18 protein-coding genes are annotated in these 17,145 nt (G+C 65.0%); 3 read left to right on the forward strand and 15 right to left on the reverse strand.

What is annotated here, in order from left to right:
* The first annotated feature begins 65 nt into the window (after positions 1-65).
* Positions 66-770: an SDR family NAD(P)-dependent oxidoreductase gene (locus FQK05_RS04690; RefSeq protein WP_158964686.1), complete on the forward strand. Its 705-nt coding sequence runs from the start codon at positions 66-68 to the stop codon at positions 768-770.
* A 323-nt stretch (positions 771-1,093) separates the two neighbouring features.
* Here FQK05_RS04690 and FQK05_RS04695 read toward each other — a convergent pair whose 3' ends face one another.
* The 10 genes from FQK05_RS04695 to FQK05_RS04740 form a co-directional block, all read right to left on the reverse strand.
* Positions 1,094-1,660, reverse strand: a complete 567-nt coding sequence (locus FQK05_RS04695; protein ID WP_158964687.1) for a DsbE family thiol:disulfide interchange protein — start codon at positions 1,658-1,660, stop codon at positions 1,094-1,096.
* Positions 1,653-1,823 (reverse strand): heme exporter protein CcmD, encoded by a 171-nt coding sequence (gene ccmD, locus FQK05_RS04700; protein ID WP_199252592.1) that lies wholly within the window; start codon positions 1,821-1,823, stop codon positions 1,653-1,655. The genes FQK05_RS04695 and ccmD overlap by 8 nt, the downstream gene beginning before the upstream one ends.
* Positions 1,820-2,551 (reverse strand): heme ABC transporter permease, encoded by a 732-nt coding sequence (locus tag FQK05_RS04705; protein ID WP_158964688.1) that lies wholly within the window; start codon positions 2,549-2,551, stop codon positions 1,820-1,822. The genes ccmD and FQK05_RS04705 overlap by 4 nt, the downstream gene beginning before the upstream one ends.
* Before the next feature lie 43 nt (positions 2,552-2,594).
* Entirely contained in the window at positions 2,595-3,251 is a 657-nt protein-coding gene (ccmB, locus tag FQK05_RS04710) for a heme exporter protein CcmB (protein WP_158964689.1), read from the reverse strand.
* Positions 3,248-3,868, reverse strand: coding sequence for a heme ABC exporter ATP-binding protein CcmA (gene ccmA / locus FQK05_RS04715; protein ID WP_158964690.1), 621 nt, complete (start codon positions 3,866-3,868; stop codon positions 3,248-3,250). Before ccmA ends, ccmB begins: the two co-directional genes overlap by 4 nt.
* Positions 3,869-4,001: 133 nt before the next feature.
* Positions 4,002-4,355: an Mth938-like domain-containing protein gene (locus FQK05_RS04720; RefSeq protein WP_158964691.1), complete on the reverse strand. Its 354-nt coding sequence runs from the start codon at positions 4,353-4,355 to the stop codon at positions 4,002-4,004.
* A gap of 1 nt (position 4,356) precedes the next feature.
* Positions 4,357-5,331, reverse strand: a complete 975-nt coding sequence (gene secF, locus FQK05_RS04725) for a protein translocase subunit SecF (RefSeq protein WP_158964692.1) — start codon at positions 5,329-5,331, stop codon at positions 4,357-4,359.
* A gap of 4 nt (positions 5,332-5,335) precedes the next feature.
* Complete coding sequence (secD, locus tag FQK05_RS04730; RefSeq protein ID WP_158964693.1) at positions 5,336-6,997, reverse strand: protein translocase subunit SecD; 1,662 nt, start codon at positions 6,995-6,997, stop codon at positions 5,336-5,338.
* A gap of 24 nt (positions 6,998-7,021) precedes the next feature.
* Positions 7,022-7,306, reverse strand: coding sequence for a preprotein translocase subunit YajC (gene yajC / locus FQK05_RS04735; protein ID WP_158964694.1), 285 nt, complete (start codon positions 7,304-7,306; stop codon positions 7,022-7,024).
* A gap of 235 nt (positions 7,307-7,541) precedes the next feature.
* Entirely contained in the window at positions 7,542-8,861 is a 1,320-nt protein-coding gene (locus tag FQK05_RS04740; protein ID WP_233270358.1) for a hypothetical protein, read from the reverse strand.
* Between the two features lie 213 nt (positions 8,862-9,074).
* On the opposite strand from FQK05_RS04740, the gene serS reads away from it, so the two are divergent.
* Positions 9,075-10,364 carry a serine--tRNA ligase gene (gene serS / locus FQK05_RS04745; RefSeq protein ID WP_158964696.1) on the forward strand — a complete coding sequence of 430 codons (1,290 nt, stop codon included), beginning with the start codon at positions 9,075-9,077 and terminating at the stop codon, positions 10,362-10,364.
* A gap of 3 nt (positions 10,365-10,367) precedes the next feature.
* Here serS and FQK05_RS04750 read toward each other — a convergent pair whose 3' ends face one another.
* From FQK05_RS04750 to fabD, 5 genes are all read right to left on the reverse strand, one after another.
* A complete protein-coding gene (locus FQK05_RS04750) occupies positions 10,368-11,069 on the reverse strand; it encodes a helix-hairpin-helix domain-containing protein (protein WP_158964697.1) in 702 nt (233 codons plus the stop codon).
* Positions 11,070-11,261: 192 nt separating this feature from the next.
* Positions 11,262-12,248 carry a fatty acid desaturase gene (locus FQK05_RS04755; RefSeq protein ID WP_158964698.1) on the reverse strand — a complete coding sequence of 329 codons (987 nt, stop codon included), beginning with the start codon at positions 12,246-12,248 and terminating at the stop codon, positions 11,262-11,264.
* 492 nt (positions 12,249-12,740) lie between these two features.
* Positions 12,741-12,974 (reverse strand): acyl carrier protein, encoded by a 234-nt coding sequence (locus FQK05_RS04760; RefSeq protein WP_158964699.1) that lies wholly within the window; start codon positions 12,972-12,974, stop codon positions 12,741-12,743.
* 348 nt (positions 12,975-13,322) lie between these two features.
* Positions 13,323-14,060 carry a 3-oxoacyl-ACP reductase FabG gene (fabG, locus tag FQK05_RS04765; RefSeq protein WP_158964700.1) on the reverse strand — a complete coding sequence of 246 codons (738 nt, stop codon included), beginning with the start codon at positions 14,058-14,060 and terminating at the stop codon, positions 13,323-13,325.
* A 316-nt stretch (positions 14,061-14,376) separates the two neighbouring features.
* Entirely contained in the window at positions 14,377-15,318 is a 942-nt protein-coding gene (gene fabD, locus FQK05_RS04770) for an ACP S-malonyltransferase (protein WP_158964701.1), read from the reverse strand.
* A gap of 214 nt (positions 15,319-15,532) precedes the next feature.
* Between fabD and FQK05_RS04775 the strand changes: the two genes are divergently transcribed.
* Positions 15,533-16,786, forward strand: a complete 1,254-nt coding sequence (locus tag FQK05_RS04775) for a cytochrome b/b6 domain-containing protein (RefSeq protein ID WP_158964702.1) — start codon at positions 15,533-15,535, stop codon at positions 16,784-16,786.
* The last annotated feature ends 359 nt before the right edge of the window (positions 16,787-17,145 follow it).

Consider the following 17,145-nt stretch of genomic DNA (forward strand, 5'->3'; position numbering starts at 1 on the left):
CGGTACAACAGGTGCCACGCCCCCAGTCACGCCCCAGTCGCACCAGAACCCCGGAGGAGATCCACATGCGCAAGACAGCCCTGGTCACCGGAGGTGCCCGCGGCATCGGCCGCGCCATCGTCGAGGATCTGGCCCGGGACCACGACGTGGCCTTCACCTGGCATCGTTCGCCCCCGGACCTTGTCCTGGCGACGCTGCCGGACTTGCTGGCGGTCCAGGCCGACCTGACCGATGCCGGCGCCACGGACCGCGTCGTGACTGCCGTGATGGAACGGTTCGGTCGGATCGACCTGATCGTGAACAACGCCGCCACGATCCAGACAACGCCTACGGATACCTTCGATGCCGGCGCCCATGCCCGGATCTATGCGACCAACGTGATCGCACCTGCAACGCTGCTGACGGCCGCCCTTCCCCATCTGAAGGACGGCGCCGCCATCGTCTCCATCTCGTCGGTGAACGCTGTCCTGCCCCCCAGGGACGCGGTGGCCTATGGCGCCAGCAAGGCGGCGCTGAACCTCTGGACCAAGGGCATGGCCAAGGAACTGGGCCCCCGCGGCATCCGCGTGAACGCCGTGGCGCCCGGCGCCGTAAACACGCCCGAAGCCCCCCGTCCGGACGACCTGACCAGGGTCTTCGCCGAAATGACCGCCCTGGGCCGCATCGCCACGCCCGCCGACATCGCGCCCGTGGTCCGCTTTCTGGGCTCCGACGCCGCCCGCTTCATCACCGGCGAAATCCTGACCGTCTCCGGCGGCTACCGCCTCTGACCTCGCGGCCCATCCCGGACGATTTCGGTGTCGGGTTCCAAGGCCCCATTGCCATGGGATCAGGCGCACCGCCGATCCCGCCAGACAACACCGCAACGCGCCGGCCCCCCCACCCGCCCAACTTCTGCTTCGGAGCCGTCCTCGCGTGCCCCGAACGACCGGGACGCTGCGCCGGCGTCAAGGACAATCGCCGAGAGGCCCCGCAAAGCGGGGAGACGGCTATTGTCCTTGATGACGGTGTGCTGCCTTGGCAGGCGGGCGGTGCGAGAGGACGGTTTCAAAGCTGCTGCTTCGGTAAGCTCCGAAGCGCCGCAACATCGATTTCAGGCGCCCCCGCCGATCCCGGCAGGCAAGGTCCCCAGGGCTTTCTCCAATTCCGGCAGGAACCGGTTCTGGTAGTCCGCGCCCACAAGCGGGCCGATGAACTTGAACAGCACGGTGCCATCGCCGGCAACGATGAAGGTCTCGGGCGGGCCGGTCACGCCCCAGTCTATGGCGCGGCGGCCGGACGGGTCGAAGCCCAGCGCCAGGAACGGATCGCCTTCGTCCTTCAGGTAGGCGTCCGCATCCTTGGCCGTGTCCTTGAAGTTCACGCCGTACAGCGGAATACCCGCGGCGGACAGGCGCTTCAGGACCGGATGCTCGGCCCGGCAGGGCGGGCACCAGCTGGCCCAGAAATTCACCAGGCTGACCTCGCCCTTCGCCAGGTCGGTAGAAGTCAGGGTCGTGTATCCCGGCAGCCCTTCGTCCGGCACCGGCGGCGCCACCTGCCCGATGAAGGTCGACGGCAGCGCGCCGTCGTCCCCTCGGTACATGCCCACGGCCGCAAGCCCCACGAAGGCGGCGAAGATCACGGGCGGCACGATCAGCATCGGCGACAGCTTAGGCATTGCCGGGTCCTTTCCCAGTCATCCGCGCCTCGATCCGGCGCAGCTCGGCCCGGACCTTTCGCCCGCGCCAGAGTGTGGCAACAACGACCCCCACCAGAAGCGCGATCGAAGCCGCATAGGACCACAGGACCGTATCCGTGTATTTGCCAAGGTCCGGAATCATGCCGCGGCGCGCTCCCGTGTCTGAAGGGCCTGGATGCGGCGGGCGCGGATCTCGGTCCCCGTGCGGTAGAGCACCAGTGCCACGAACAACAGCAAGAAGCCCGCGATGCAGACCAGCGCGGGCAGCCAGAAAACGTCGGCCACGTTTTCCTTTTTGTCGAGGCTCATGGACGCGCCCTGGTGCAGGCCCTGGTTCCAGAAGTTCACAGCATAGCGCGACAGCAGCGCAAAGACCGATCCCACAAGGCACAGGATCGAGGTCAGGTCGGCCGCCGTATCCGGATTGTCGATAGCGGCCCACAGCGCCATGTAGCCCAGGTAGAACAGGAACAGGATCAGGAAAGACGTCAGCCGCGGATCCCACTCCCACCATGTGCCCCACATCGGCTGGCCCCAGATCGCCCCCGTCACCAGCGCGATGACGGTCATCGTCGCCCCCACGGGCGCCGCGGCGCGGGCGGCCAGCGCGCTGACATGGTGCCGCCGGATCAGCCAGATCAGCGAGGCGACCAGCATCATCAGCCAGGCATTGATGGCCATCAGCGCGGACGGGACATGCAAATAGAAGATCTTGACCGTCGCACCCATGCGGTAGTCGTCCGGCGTCAGGAAGAAGCCCCAGAACAGGCCAACGGCCAGACACGCAATTGCCAGCGCCCAGAGCCAGGGCAAGGCCCGCTCGGTCGTGGTCAGGAACTTCTTCGGATTGGCGTATTCCCAAATCGACATATGACGTATCTAGCCGTGGCCCCCCCTGCCCGCAATTCACATCTCAGCGCAGATTGACGCGCAGGACCGCGGCACTGGCCAGCGGCAACAATGCCGCGACGAAGGCCGTGATGCCCGCTAGCAGCAGAAGCGGCGTCGCCGGGTCCAACCCTTCGGCCCCGCGCCGCGCCGCCTCGGCCCCGAAGATCAGCGTCGGGACATATAGCGGCAGGACCAGGAGCGACAGAAGCAGCCCGCCCCGTTTTAGCCCCACCGTCAGCGCCGCACCGAAGGTGCCGATAACCGACAGGGCCGGCGTTCCCAGCGCCAGCGAGGTCACGAGCGGCAGGAACCCTTCGGGCGACAGGTTCAGAAGCACCCCCAGCACCGGCGCCGCGATTACCAGCGGCAGGCCCGTCGTCACCCAGTGGGCCGCGGCCTTCACCGTCACGACGGCCTCCAACGGGATGGGTGCCGTCGCCAGCAGGTCCAGCGTCCCGTCTTCCCAGTCCAGCGCCAGAAGGCGGTCAAGCGACAGAAGGCACGCCAGAAGCGCGCCCAGCCACAGGACACCCGGTGCGATGCGGGACAGAAGCCCGGTGCCCGGTCCGATGGAAAAGGGCACCAGAACCGTGACGATCAGGAAGAACGCAAGACCAAGGCCGAAACCGCCCCCGGCGCGCAGTGCCAGTTTCAGGTCCCGCAAGAACAGCGCGATCACAGGAAGGCCTCGTCAAAGCCGTCCGCCGTCAGATCGGGCAACCGCGCGCGATGGGCCGCGGCATCCAGCACGGCGCCGTCCAGCCCCAGTTCGATATGGGTGGCAATCACGGCCGATCCGCCCCGCGCCAGATGCGCACGGATGGCGTCGGCGAACATCTGGACGGCCGAGACATCGAGCGAGACGGTCGGTTCGTCCATTACCCAGACCGGCCGGCCCGTGACCAGCATCCGCGCCAGCCCCAGCCGCCGTTTCTGCCCGGCCGACAGGCCCCCTGCGGGACGGTCGGCCAGGGGCTCCAGTTCATAGGCGCTCAGCGCACCCTCGATGCCGGTCTGCCCGAAGATACGGGCCCAGAAGGTCAGGTTCTCGGCCACGGTCAGGGTGGCCTTGATGCCATCGGCATGGGCGGCATAGGCGACACGGTCGCCGCCACCTTCCACCGTTCCCTTCACGGGCGGCTGAAGCCCTGCCAGCGTGCGCAGCAGCGTCGTCTTGCCGATGCCGTTGGGGCCCCGAAGGATCAGCGCCTGTCCAGCCGGCACGGCAAAGGTCAGCCCTTCCAGCACTGGCAGGCCGCCACGGGCCACGGTCAGATCGGTCACGGTCAATGTCATGGGAACCGGCTTACCTCACGGGCGCGCGCGGCAAAAGCGGACATGGGATCAGGACCCATTAATCCTGCGCATTTGTTGGTGGCCGGAATGGAGCTCTGTCAAACCCATTGTGCAGGACAAAGGGGTCCTGACCCTAGACCGGCAGAACGGCCAACGCCACGCGCCGGCCCTCGGATGCCAGCACGTTGAAGCCCCGACAGGCCGCGGGCGAGGCCATGGATTCGACCCCAAGGCCCACCTCTTCCAGTGGGGCGCGAAAGTCCCCGGGCAGGTGGGAGACGTCGGCGCCGGTGCCCACGAACAGGACATCTATCCGGCCCGCCAGCGCCAGCAGCGGCTCCAGATCCTCGTAGCCGCCCCAGAGGGCGGTGCCGGAGGGGCCTGTCAGGACCCCCCCGTGGTAGACCTCTCCCCCGATCCGGAAGAAGCCGGGGCCGTAGCCATCGACTGGCACCAGATCGGGAAAGCGGGCCTGGTTGATCTGCATCTCAGGCGTCCACGTTCGCGAACTGGGTGCCCGCGTTGCCCTTGCCGCCTGTCTTGGTCCAGTCGCGCTTGACCCCCAGCTTCAGCAGGATGGCCGAGGCTACGAAGATCGACGAATAGGTGCCGACAACGATGCCCCAGGTCATTGCGAAGACGAAGCCGCGGATCACGTCGCCGCCCAGAACCAGCAGCGCGATCAGCGCCAGAAGCGTGGTGCCAGAGGTCATAAGCGTCCGCGACAGCGTCTCGTTGATCGACAGGTTCAGCACGTCCTTCAGGACCAGTTGCTTGTACTTGCGCAGGTTTTCCCGCACCCGGTCGAAGACGACCACGGTATCGTTCAACGAATACCCCACGATGGTCAGAAGCGCCGCGATGATCGCCAGGTCGAACTTGATCTGCACGATGGAAAAGACGCCGATGGTCAGCACCACGTCGTGGATCAGGGCCGCCACGGCGCCCACCGCGAACTGCCATTCGAAGCGCAGCCAGATGTAGACCAGGACCGCTGCTATGGCCAGCGACACGGCCAGGATCGCGGTCTGGATCAACTCGCCCGACACCTTAGGCCCGACGCTTTCGACCGAGACGAAGCGGATGTCCGGCGTCACGCCGGCCAGCGCGGCTTCAACCGTCTCGACCATTTCGGCACTGGCCGCTTCCTGATCGTCCTGCGACTGGATGCGGATCATCGCCACGTGCTGGTCTTCGGCAAAGGTCGGGTCGAAGATCTCGGTGATCGTGATGTCGCCCAGGCCCAGTTCGTCGATGGCGGCGCGATAGTCGCCGACATCCACGGCCTGGGTGCTTTCCGTCCGGATCGTGGTGCCACCCCGGAAATCGATGCCGAAGTTCAGCCCCAGCATCAGGAACGACACCAGCGACCCAAGCATCAACAGGCCCGAGATCCCCAGCCACAGCTTGGAGCGGCTGAAGAAGTCGATCTTGGTCTCGTCGGGAATCAGTCTCATGCGCATCTGATCAGACCTCGATTGTCTTCGGCCGGCGACGGTCGAACCATGTGACGATCATCACCCGGGTGACATAGATCGCCGTGAAGACCGAGGTCAGGATGCCCAGGCCCAGCGTGATCGCGAAGCCCCGCACGGGACCAGAGCCCATGACATAGAGGATCACGGCCGTGATGAAGGTGGTGATGTTCGCGTCCAGGATCGCCGACAGTGCCTTTTCATAGCCCAGCTGGATCGCCCGGGCCGGGCCCTTGGCGGTCTTCAGTTCCTCGCGGATCCGTTCGAAGATCAGCACGTTGGCGTCGACCGCCATGCCGACCGTCAGCACGATCCCCGCGATCCCCGGCAGGGTCAGCGTGGCCCCGATCACCGACAGAAGGCCGAACATCAGCCCGATATTGATGATCAGCGCAATATTCGCGAAGACCCCGAACAGGCCATAGGTCAGGAACATGAAGATCAGCACCGCGGCGAAGGCCACGGCGGACGCGATCTTGCCCGCGTCGATCGAATCCTGCCCCAGTTCCGGCCCGATGGAGCGTTCTTCCAGGAAGGTCAACTCCGCCGGCAGGGCCCCGGCCCGCAGCAGCACCGCCAGGTCGGTCGACCCTTCGACGGTGAAGTTGCCGGTGATGATGCCCGACCCGCCCGGGATGTGGCTCTGGATCACCGGGGCGCTGATGACCTCGTCATCCAGCACGATGGCGAAGGGCGAACCGATATGTTCGGCGGTATAGTCGCCGAAACGCCGCGCGCCATGCGGGTTGAAGCGGAAGTTGACCGCCGGCCGGCCGTTCTGGTCGAAGGCAGGCTGCGCGTCCACCAGATCCTCGCCCGTCACGACGGGGACGGCATCGACGATGTAAAAGGTGCCCGGTTCGTCCATCGACGGAATCAGCTTGTTGCCGACGCCGGCGCTGGCATTTTCGTCGCTGGTCCGGTTGATCACCGCGTTGAAGGTCAGCTGGGCGGTCGTGCCGATGATGTCCTTCAGTTCCGCGGCCGATCCCACGCCCGGCACCTGGATCAGGATGCGGTCGGCGCCCTGACGCTGGATCGTGGGTTCGCGCGTTCCAGCCTCGTCGATCCGGCGGCGAATGATTTCAAGAGCTTGGCGGACCGTCCTGTCATCGGATGCGATCTTCTCGGCGTCCGACAGGGTGATCACGATCTCGTCGCCCTGGGCGGACACCACGATGTCGTTCGATCCCACGCCCGTCAGCGTGGTGATCGGCTGGGCCAGTTTCCGGACCGAGGCCAGGGCCTGCGCCATGTTTTCCGGCTTGGAGATCTTGACGCGCAGCGTGCCGTCCTGGGCGGGCTGGCGGCGGATGGTGCCGACGGTGTCGCGCTCGTCGCGCAACGTGTCCCGCACCTCGGGCCAGAGCGCCTCCATCTTGGCGGCATAGACCTCCTGCACCTGCACTTCGGCCAGAAGATGCGCCCCGCCCCGCAGGTCGAGGCCAAGGTTCACGAGGTCGGAGGGAAGCCAGTTCGGCCAGAGCGCGGCATCCGCCTCCAGCCCGGGCGTGCTGCCGCGGGCCTCGATGGCCTTCACGGCATCGTTGTGAAGCTCCACCCGTCCGTAGAACAGGTTGGGAGCGGCGAAGACCAGCCCGGCGGCGCAAACCATCCAGACCAGAACTCGCTTCCAAGTTTCAATGTAAAGCATTGGCGGCTAACGCCTTTTCAGGGGTCAGCTTGCGGCCGGCTCGGTTTTGGACACGACCTGCGCGATGGTGGACTTCACCACGCGGACCTTGACGTTCTCGGCCAGTTCGACCTCGACCTCGCCGTCTTCCTTGACCTTGGTGACCTTGCCGATCAGCCCGCCCTGGGTGATGACCTGGTCGCCGCGACGCAGGCCTTCGACCATGGCCTTATGCTGTTTGACCTTCTGCTGCTGCGGCCGGATCAGCAGGAAGTACATGATCACGAAGATCAGGATCAGCGGCAGAAACTGGGCGAGTGCACCGTCCATGAAGAGGTCCCTTGTAGCTTTGGAGACGGGGCTCCCTGCCCCCTCGGAGAAGTTTGGCGGAACCTAGTGCCTGCCGGTCCCCGATGCAAGGCGGCCCCGGACAGGGGGGCGTGGGGGTGGGTTTGTGTGGGTTTGTACAAAACTTGGAGGGGGTGGAGTCCGGTTTGTACATCGCAAACCTTGTTCAACATCGTCCCAAATTTGATCTCAGATCGAATTTGATCATATTCTTCAGCTAGCGTACCGGCCCAAGAATCGATAGTCTGTTTGTCTCAGGAGGAAGACGTCCAGTGTCCCGAGCCTTTTTAATGGCTTCCTCGTTTGGGTCAGGATGCTCGTGCAGCGCTCCGCCAAAAATTCTAGCTTTAATGCATTCGGCAACAATCAGCTCCAAATCCTCGATTGGATCGAAGCCATACCTACTAAAGTATTTTGGGTACTTACTAGAATCGTACACATCTGGCGCGCCACCATGGATTACCGAGGCCCTGAGCTTCAGGATCTTGCGCAGCCTACCCTCATCAATTTCACCCCCCAATGTAGCTCGAACACCATCCACTACTGATTGGGTCGCATTCTCAGGATCCCCAAAGATTGCATCGATCGCCATGCAAAGCACTGGAAACCTCTCTTCCGGCGTCAATGCCCAAGCGCGATAGAAGTACTCCAAAGCCTTAAGTTCACGCCGAACAGCACCAGCAGAGGAATTGAACTTTTCCGCCAGGAGGGCGAGCCAACCCAAGTCATCTTCACTTAAGTTAATATCGTATGCGCAAGGGGGAGTGTGCGGCCTTTCATTGATCACGCTATAAGTGATTCCTCTTTCAGAAATAGTGCATCGCCCGCCGTACACTGTCCGAAGCGAAAACATGTAACGACAGTAGTGAGGCTGCGTAAGAGCGACAGCCGCAAGTATTGCTGATCTTGCTTTCAAAGCAGAACGGTAGTCAGGACTAAATACACCCAGCCAGCTAATTGGATGCCAGGTGGAAGGCTTCTCATCAAGAACTGGCGGGAAGTTTTTTGGGTTAAGCTTCGCGCGTCTGGGATTATCTTTCAATTGGAAGGCGTCTTCCGCCGCTGACGATGAGAAGAAGAAGCCCTCCAATAAAAGCGCCTGCTCCACCTTAATCGTTCCTAGCGGAAAATATGAAAACTCATTCGGAGGTCGAAAAAGTGGGCTCCGAGACAGCTCCGCCGCCAATTCAACCTTTTTCTCATGGGAAATGAGGCTATCAAACGGTCGATTCACCTCTGTCTCATCCAGCACTGCTTCAACCACCCAAAAACTGTCCGCAACAAAGTCAAATATTTTCTTTTTGACCTCGATCAGCGGAAGCGCCTTCAAGTAAGTCGGCCCATTGCTGCGCAGATACAAAGCCGCAAGGTTAAGCTGGACGGGATGGTAGTAGATCACGGCCGAACAGGCTCTCTCAGACCAGCGCGATCTCGGACTACCTGTTTTAAAGTACGAATATATGCCATCCCTGCCCATAGAGAGGGTAATCGACGCAAGAATTTTTTCTATGAGTTCGAGCTGGATGCTTTTTGCCAAGTAATTCGCCCACATTGAAATCTTATAACCGCGGCAGCAGTCGGACTGATCAGTGCATTTAAAACCTTTCACACTATTGCGCCACCAGACATATTCAACAAGAACGATTCATCGGTCGTTTGCCTATTCGATGTAACACCACCACCTTCCCCTCCGCCCCGTCGCACGGCATAAGCAGGCTCGACACGACTCGGACCGCGAAGGACAGCCCTCATGCACGACATCCGCGCCATTCGCGAGGCCCCGGAGGCCTTTGACGCAGCTCTCGCACGGCGGGGGGATGCGGCCGTCTCGGCCGCACTCCTGTCGCTCGACGAGGAGCGCCGGGCAAAGATCCTCGCCGCCGAGACCGCGCAGGCGGAGCAGAACCGCGCCTCGAAGGAGGTCGGCGCCGCCAAGGCCAAGGGCGACGAGGCCGAGTTCGAACGGCTGCGCGCACTGGTCGCGGCCAAGAAGGACGAGGTGGCAGCGCTTCAGGCCGAGGCCAAGGCGCTGGATGACAAGCTGACCGACCAGCTGGCGCGGATCGCGAACCTGCCGGCGGCGGATGTGCCCGACGGCGCGGACGAGAACGACAATGTCGAACAGCGCCGCTGGGGCACCCCGCGGGAACTGGCGTTCAAACCCAAGGAGCATTTCGAGATCGCGGGCGTCGTCCCGGGCATGGATTTCGCGACGGCGGTCAAGACCTCCGGCAGCCGCTTCGTGATGCTGAAGGGCGCGGTGGCCAAGATCCACCGGGCGCTGGCGCAGTTCATGCTGGACACGCATACCGAAGAGAACGGCCTGACCGAAGTGCAAAGCCCGGTGCTGGTCCGGGACGAGGCGATGTACGGCACCGACAAGCTGCCGAAGTTCGGGGATGACAGCTATCAGACCACCAATGGCTGGTGGCTGATCCCGACGTCCGAAGTGACGCTGACCTATTCGGTGGCCGGCGATATCCTGGATGCAGGTGATCTGCCGATCCGGATGACGTCCCACACGCTGTGCTTCCGGTCCGAGGCGGGGTCGGCGGGGCGCGACACGTCCGGCATGCTGCGCCAGCACCAGTTCGAGAAGGTCGAGATGGTGTCGATCACCCATCCGGACGAAAGCGACGCGGAGCAGCAGCGGATGCTGAAATGCGCCGAAGGGATCCTGGAAAAGCTGGGTGTTCCCTACCGGACCGTGCTGCTGTGCACCGGCGACATGGGCTTTGGCGCGCGGCGGACCTTCGATATCGAGGCCTGGCTGCCGGGACAGAACACGTATCGCGAGATTTCCAGCGTGTCGACCACGGGCGATTTTCAGGCCCGGCGGATGAATGCCCGGTTCCGCGAGGACGGCGGCAAGCCGCAATTCGTCCACACGCTGAACGGGTCGGGTCTGGCCGTGGGGCGCTGCCTGATCGCGGTGCTGGAGAACGGGCAGGAAGAGGACGGATCGGTCACGCTGCCGTCCGTTCTGGCGCCCTATCTCGGCGGCAAGCTGACGCTGACCGCCGAGGGCGTTCTGGCCTGACGCCTACTTCGTAAGCTTGTCGACCAGGGCCGCGGCTTTCGCGGCCTTGGCTTCGGCGCGCCTTCGGGCCTCTTCCGCGCGCAGGGCGGCCTTTTCCGCCTTGGCTGCCGCCTCTGTGGCCTTCTTCTCGGCCTTCTGGGCACTGCGCTCGGCCTTCTTGTGCGCCTTTTCCGCCGCGGCGACGGCCTGGGCGGCCTTCTTGCCGGATTTCTTCGCAGGCACGGTGTCCGCCGCGGGCACAGGGACCGGGGCGGCCGCCACGACCGGGGCTGCCATGGGCGTCACCGCCTTTGGCTTGGCCACCGGCGCCGTCTTCACGCGCGCGGTCCGGCGGGCCGGCTTGCGCTTGGGCGTGCTGGCGGCGGTTTCCGCCTCGGCCGCCTTGACGGCGGCGGTGCGGGCCTTGGGGGCTGGCTTGCGCTTGGCCGCCGGCTGGGCGGCAGGCTTGGGCGCGGTCTTGGGAGCGGTCTTCTGGGCGGCAGAAACGCGCTTCGGTGCCGGCTTCGCGGTGGACGGTGCCGGCGCCGCCGTCTCTGCCTTGGCGGCAGCCACCAGGCGTTCGGCGCGCTGCGCGCTGACGCCCTTGATCGCGGTCAATGTCCCAGGATCGGCGGCGGCCAGATCCTCGGCCGTGGTTATCCCGTTTTCGGCGAGCGCTTTCACCAGGGCCGGACCGACCCCGTGCACGCGGTTGATGGACGTCATGTCAACTCCTTCTGTCGCCCGCATCTCTTCGCGCAGCCTTCGGGCGCGCGGCCCTGCCGGGCCCGGCAGGGCCTGTTTCGAGCATATCGTATGTATATACACCGCAAAAAGCCCTCAATCCTCAATACGAAAAAGCGCGGCGTATTGCACGCCGCGCTGCCGAAATCGGGTCTGCGATGAGATCAGATTGGATCAGGCCGTCAGCGGCGCCTGACGCGCCCGCCCGGCCTTCGGGAAGGGCACCAGGCGGTTGTTCTCTTCGTCCCACAGCTTCAGCCGCAGGGCCGCCACCGCTTCCGGGAACTTGATCCGGCGCAGCTGGACGTCCTCGGGCAGGCTGTAGTGGCACTTGCGCAGCCGGTAGCAGGGAATGCGCGCGTTATAGTGGTGGATGTCGTGAAGCGTGATCCAGGCCACCGCCATGTCGAAGAACCAGCCGAAATCCAGGCAGGACGACCCCTGAAGCGCCGCGACCTGCGGGTTCAGGTCGGGACGGCGGTCCCAGTAGGTGTCTTCGAAATTGTGTTGCAGGTAGACGAGGAACACTCCGATCATGCCGCCCAGCATCGAGGCGCCGAACCACACCGCCAGACCGGTCCAGCCGGCCACCATGTAAAGAAGCCCCACGGCGACCAGGATCGCCAGGTTGTGCAGGATCACGCCCATGGCGCCGAACTTCATCGTGTTCTTGGGCCAGCGGTAGCGGAAGAAATAGGTATACAGCGCCCCCAGCGGCATCAGCATGAACGGGTTGCGGTACAGGCGGTAGAACAGCCGTTCCCAGAAGCCCGCCGCATTCCACTCCCGCAGGGTCATCGTGTAAATCTCGGTCGTTTCCCGGTGATCCAGATTGCCGACATAGGAATGGTGCAGGTTGTGGTTCTGCTTCATCACCTCGTGCGGGGCGAAGGTGAAGGGAGATATGATGTGGCCCGCAATCTCGTTCTGGCGGCGGGTCTCGAACAGGGCGTGGTGACCCAAATCGTGCTGCAGGACGTACATCCGCACCGCCGCGAAGGCGTGCACGATGACCGCCGGCGCCAGTATGTACCAGTGCTGGACGTAGATGATCCCGATCGCCAGCGAGGCGAAGTAGACCGCGAACGTCCCCAGATAATTGACCAGTGCCCAGCCATTGTCCTTGACGGCATAGGCGCGCGTATGTGCCCTCAGATCCATTGCCCACTCCCTTTCGTGCGGCAGGTCCCAGATGCCGGTCTGCGGCGGCCCCGGCGGGGCCGTGCAAAGGGGGAAGGCATGCGGATCGTCCGGGAACGTCCCGCGGCACCCCTTCCCCGGCTGGCGCAACATTAACGGGTCTTTAACCGGAGGTCACGGGGGGATTGCGGCGCTGCGGCAAGGGGATCGCGGCAAACCCTGCGTCACGGGCGGCGTGCTGCCGAAGGTCCGGGACGGGCAGCGGGGATGTCCCCCCGCTCCGGGCAGAAGGCCAATCGCGATCTGCGCCGGCCCCTGCCCTGCGTGCGGACGGCATTCGTATCCCGGATCGTGAATGAATCGGCGGGGCCGTCGGGCCCCGCAACGGGCGCGACCGCAATGCCGGGCGCAGGCAAGCGGGACCGAAGCCCGTGAAAACGAAAAAGCGCCGCCGGAACCGGCAGCGCCCTTCTGTCATTCGTCAAGCGGTCCGACACAAGGCCGGACGGACGCTTACGATGCGTCGGTGATGAACTTGACCGCGTCGCCGAAGGTCTGGATGGTTTCGGCCGCGTCGTCCGGGATCTCGATGCCGAACTCTTCTTCGAAGGCCATCACCAGCTCGACGGTGTCGAGGCTGTCCGCGCCCAGATCGTCGATGAACGAGGCGCTCTCGGTGACCTTGTCCTCTTCGACACCCAGATGCTCGACAACGATCTTCTTCACGCGGTCTGCGACGTCGCTCATATCAGTCCCTCATTCCGTTCCGGGCCCTGCCCGATGTTGCGCGCCCCCCCGCGGGAAGACGTGCCAAATGCCCCAAATCGGGCGGTTCCAAGTGCCCACTTGGGGCTGTTCGGCGCCGGAAACATGTGCATTCCGCGGCCCCAGCGCAACGGGCAACCTAAGGTAACAGCCCAGATGGCCCGTAAATTCTGTGCGCCGCCTATAGCACAGTCGCCCGCGATGGCAAACGCTTTCGCACCAAGAGAAACACGAGTTCTTTCACATCCGCCGGCGGTCCTTCGACCGGGCCGGCAGATATTCGCAACATCTTGATTTGCAATGATCTTCAACGGGCTTTCGCCCGATGGATCACAGCATCGCCATGCCACCGTTCACGTGCAGTGTGGTCCCGGTGATGTAGGCGGCTTCCGGGCTGGAGAGGTACAGGACAGCCGAGGCGATTTCCTCGGGCGTGCCCATCCGGCCGGTCGGAACCTGAGTCAGAATCGCGTTTTTCTGGTCGTCAGTCAGCTTGTCGGTCATCGCCGTGGTGATGAAGCCGGGCGCCACCGCGTTCACGGTGATACCGCGCGACGCCACTTCATAGGCCAGCGACTTCGACATGCCGACCATACCGGCCTTGGCGGCGGCATAGTTGCCCTGCCCCGGGTTGCCCGTCGCACCGACAACAGAGGAGATGTTCACGATCCGCCCCCAGCGCGCCTTCATCATGCCGCGCAGCACGCCCTTGCAGAGCTTGAAAGTCGAGGTGAGGTTCACGTCCAGGACCGACTGCCATTCGTCGTCGGACATGCGCATGAACAGGTTGTCCCGGGTGATGCCGGCGTTGTTGACCAGGATGTCGACCGACCCCATCGCGTCCGCCGCCTGCTTCGGCAGGGCCGCCACGGCTTCGGGGTCCGACAGGTTGCAGGGCAGCACGAAGGTCCGCTCGCCCAGTTCGGCGGCCAGTGCCTCCAGCGGTTCCAGCCGCGTGCCGGACAGGCCCACGGTGGCCCCTGCCCCGTGCAGCGCCTTGGCGATGGCCCCGCCGATACCCCCCGACGCACCCGTGATAAGGGCGTTCTTGCCCGACAGATCGAACATTGTGCTCTCCGCTTTCCCTGAACGTCTTTCCATGGTCTGTGCGGCGCAATAGCAGTCGCGTGCCCGCCGCGCAAACATCCTGCCAGTCATCCGCAGACCGGTCTGCCGCATGGATCCGCCCCCATCGGCCGGAAACCGCACCCCGGGCCGGGTCAGGAGCGGTATCCTGCAAGGCCCCACGCCTTGGAAGGACGCAATCCTTTCGGCTGTACCCCGGGGCGGAATGAAAAAGCCCCCTGAGACGGGGGCTTTTGTCGGGGATTTGCCTGGGGGCGATCCTTGTCTCGGGTCAGGCCCTGGGACCTGCCCGCGGATATCAGCCCTTCAGGCTTTCCGCCGCGGCCACCACATCCTCGGGCGTACCCACGGCGCGGCAGGTCAGGGCCTTGTCGATCCGCCGGATCATGCCCGAAAGCGCCTTGCCCGCGCCGATTTCCCAGATCTCGGTCACACCGAGTTCGGCCATGGACAGCACGCTTTCGCGCCAGCGCACCGCGCCTGTCACCTGGTCGACCAGAAGCGAGCGGATGGTTTCCGGGTCGCTGACCGGCTCCGCCAGCACGTTGGCGATCAGCGGCACCTTCGGCGCCACGATGTCGACATCGTCCAGCGCGTTGGCCATGACCTTGGCCGCCGGTTCCATCAGGGCACAGTGGAAGGGCGCGCTGACCGGCAGCAAGACGGCGCGCTTGGCACCTTTCGCCTTGGCGATCTCGACCGCGCGTTCGACGGCGGCCTTGTGGCCCGACACGACGACCTGCGCCGGATCGTTGTCGTTGGCGGCCTGGCAGACCTCGTCGCCCGCCGCTTCGGCCGCGACCTCGCGCGCGGTGTCCATGTCCAGACCCAGAAGGGCGGCCATGGCGCCCACGCCCACCGGCACGGCGGCCTGCATGGCCTGGCCACGGGTGCGCAGCAGCCGGGCGGTATCGGCGATGGAAATCGCCCCCGCCGCCGCCAGTGCCGAGTATTCGCCCAGCGAGTGGCCCGCGACATAGGCCGCAGCCTCGACCGTCACGCCTTCGGCCTCCAGCGCCTTCATCGCGGCCAGCGAGGTCGCCATCAGCGCCGGCTGCGCGTTCTGGGTCAGGGTCAGCGTCTCGATCTCGCCGTCCCAGATCAGCGCGCTGAGGCTTTCGCCCAGCGCCGCGTCGACCTCGTCGAAGACCGCCCGGGCCGCCGGATAGGCATCGGCCAGCGCCTTTCCCATGCCGATGGCCTGCGCCCCCTGTCCGGGAAATACGAATGCTCGAGTCATGGGCCTTTTCCCCCTTGCCTGTCTGTTCTTTCCGCGTTCGGCCTCGTGTAGACCGCGACGCGGCGCCGCACAAGCCGCGTGAACCCTGCCGAACCTTAGGGCGCACCAACCCTGTGCATCCGTGCGGATTGTGCAGTTCCGCGCGCACGATAGGTCGGATAGGTCAACTCTTCCGTCCTGTTTGCCCTTCCCCTTTTCTGCGCAGAGGAATCCCATGCCGCTCACCAATACCGCCACCCAGTGGGGCAGCGTGACAAAGATCCTGCACTGGCTGACCGCATTGCTGATCCTGACCGTCCTGCCCCTGGGCCTGATCGCCGAAAACCTGGCCGAAGGCATCCGCGCCGGGACCGCCACGCAGGCGCGGGTCGCGCTGACCGCCACGCTCTTCTCCCTCCACAAGACGCTGGGGCTGACGCTCTTCGCCGTGGCGCTGTTCCGGATCGCCTGGGCCCTGACCCAGACACGCCCCGGCCTTCTGAACGCAGATCACAGGGTCGAGGCCTTTATGGCCGAATTCATCCACTTCGCCCTTTACGGCGCGCTGGTGATCACGCCGCTGTCGGGGTGGATCACCCATGCCGCGACGCAGGGCTTCGCGCCGATCTGGTGGCCCTTCGGGCAGAACCTGCCCTTCGTGCCGAAATCGGATGCCGTGGCCCATGTCGCCGGGGCCGTTCACTATGTTGCGCAATGGACGCTGATCGGGGCGCTGGTCCTGCACGTGGCAGGGGCCATCAAGCACCACGTCATCGACCGCGACGCGACGCTGCGCCGGATGTGGTTCGCGAAATCCGACGCGCCGCAGCCGCCGAAGGCCGACCATACCGCCCGCCCGCTGGCCGCGGCCGTCGTGGTCTGGCTGGCCGTCGTGCTGGGCGGCGCCGTCCTGGGCCTGGACCTGAGCCAGGGGCCGGCACAGGCCGCCGTCGCACCGTCGGAAGAGGCCCCGGCCTCGCAACCGGCGGGCGCCGATGCCTGGACCGTCGCCGACGGCACGCTGGGGATCCGGATCGTCCAGTTCGGCAACACGGTCGACGGCAGCTTTGCTACCTGGCGCGCCGACATCCGCTTTGACGAAAACGCCGATCCGGCCGACATGGGCCAGGTCGACGTGGTGGTCGACATCGCCTCGCTGACGCTGGGGTCGGTGACGCAGCAGGCGATGGGCCCGGATTTCTTCGACGCGACCCAGTTCCCGCAGGCCCATTTCGCCGGAACGATCGAGAAGACCGACACCGGCTATCTTGCCTCCGGCCCGCTGACGATCCGCGACCAGACGGTCGAGGTCGACCTGCCCTTCACCCTGACCCCGATCGAAGGTCAGCCGGACGCGCGCCAGATGGAAGGCCGGCTGGAGATCCAGCGTCTGGACTTCGGCGTGGGCCAGACCATGCCCGACGGCTCCAGCCTGGGGCTGGACGTTGCCATCGAGGTTGCGCTGACCGCAGTGCCCGCCGCGCAGTAACGGCTATCGGGCGACAGCGAGGCCGGGCAGTCCCCCTGCCCGGCTTTGTCATGTCCGCGTGACGCGACCTGTACCGACGGGACCCTTGCCATCCATGTCCCTTTCCCAAGCCGCGGAGGAACCGGCCGCTTGCCGCCCGTGTCCCCGGTCCTGTCCGCCGGCCAAACCCTGACCAACAGGCATTCCGCCCATCAACAACCCGTCCGACCTCCCGCTCCCGCGCGCCGCGGATGCGGCGCAAAGGCTTCGTGTCGCGCCGCAAGGCGCGGCCCTTGGGACGCGGCCCCCTCTCCGCCAAACGCCATCCGAAAACGGAAAACGCCGGCCCCTGGGGACCGGCGTTTCCGTCTGTCGAAGAC

This window comes from Chachezhania sediminis, assembly GCF_009765275.1.
In the GTDB taxonomy this organism is placed as follows: Bacteria; Pseudomonadota; Alphaproteobacteria; order Rhodobacterales; family Rhodobacteraceae; genus Chachezhania; species Chachezhania sediminis.

Coding starts and splice junctions, on each gene's coding strand:
- FQK05_RS04690 (WP_158964686.1), top strand. CDS start 66: ATGCGCAAGACAGCCCTGGTCACCGGAGGTGCCCGCGGCATCGGCCGC.
- FQK05_RS04695 (WP_158964687.1), bottom strand. CDS start 1,660: ATGCCTAAGCTGTCGCCGATGCTGATCGTGCCGCCCGTGATCTTCGCC.
- ccmD (WP_199252592.1), bottom strand. CDS start 1,823: ATGATTCCGGACCTTGGCAAATACACGGATACGGTCCTGTGGTCCTAT.
- FQK05_RS04705 (WP_158964688.1), bottom strand. CDS start 2,551: ATGTCGATTTGGGAATACGCCAATCCGAAGAAGTTCCTGACCACGACC.
- ccmA (WP_158964690.1), bottom strand. CDS start 3,868: ATGACATTGACCGTGACCGATCTGACCGTGGCCCGTGGCGGCCTGCCA.
- FQK05_RS04720 (WP_158964691.1), bottom strand. CDS start 4,355: ATGCAGATCAACCAGGCCCGCTTTCCCGATCTGGTGCCAGTCGATGGC.
- secF (WP_158964692.1), bottom strand. CDS start 5,331: ATGCGCATGAGACTGATTCCCGACGAGACCAAGATCGACTTCTTCAGC.
- secD (WP_158964693.1), bottom strand. CDS start 6,997: ATGCTTTACATTGAAACTTGGAAGCGAGTTCTGGTCTGGATGGTTTGC.
- yajC (WP_158964694.1), bottom strand. CDS start 7,306: ATGGACGGTGCACTCGCCCAGTTTCTGCCGCTGATCCTGATCTTCGTG.
- serS (WP_158964696.1), top strand. CDS start 9,075: ATGCACGACATCCGCGCCATTCGCGAGGCCCCGGAGGCCTTTGACGCA.
- FQK05_RS04750 (WP_158964697.1), bottom strand. CDS start 11,069: ATGACGTCCATCAACCGCGTGCACGGGGTCGGTCCGGCCCTGGTGAAA.
- FQK05_RS04755 (WP_158964698.1), bottom strand. CDS start 12,248: ATGGATCTGAGGGCACATACGCGCGCCTATGCCGTCAAGGACAATGGC.
- FQK05_RS04760 (WP_158964699.1), bottom strand. CDS start 12,974: ATGAGCGACGTCGCAGACCGCGTGAAGAAGATCGTTGTCGAGCATCTG.
- fabG (WP_158964700.1), bottom strand. CDS start 14,060: ATGTTCGATCTGTCGGGCAAGAACGCCCTTATCACGGGTGCGTCGGGG.
- fabD (WP_158964701.1), bottom strand. CDS start 15,318: ATGACTCGAGCATTCGTATTTCCCGGACAGGGGGCGCAGGCCATCGGC.
- FQK05_RS04775 (WP_158964702.1), top strand. CDS start 15,533: ATGCCGCTCACCAATACCGCCACCCAGTGGGGCAGCGTGACAAAGATC.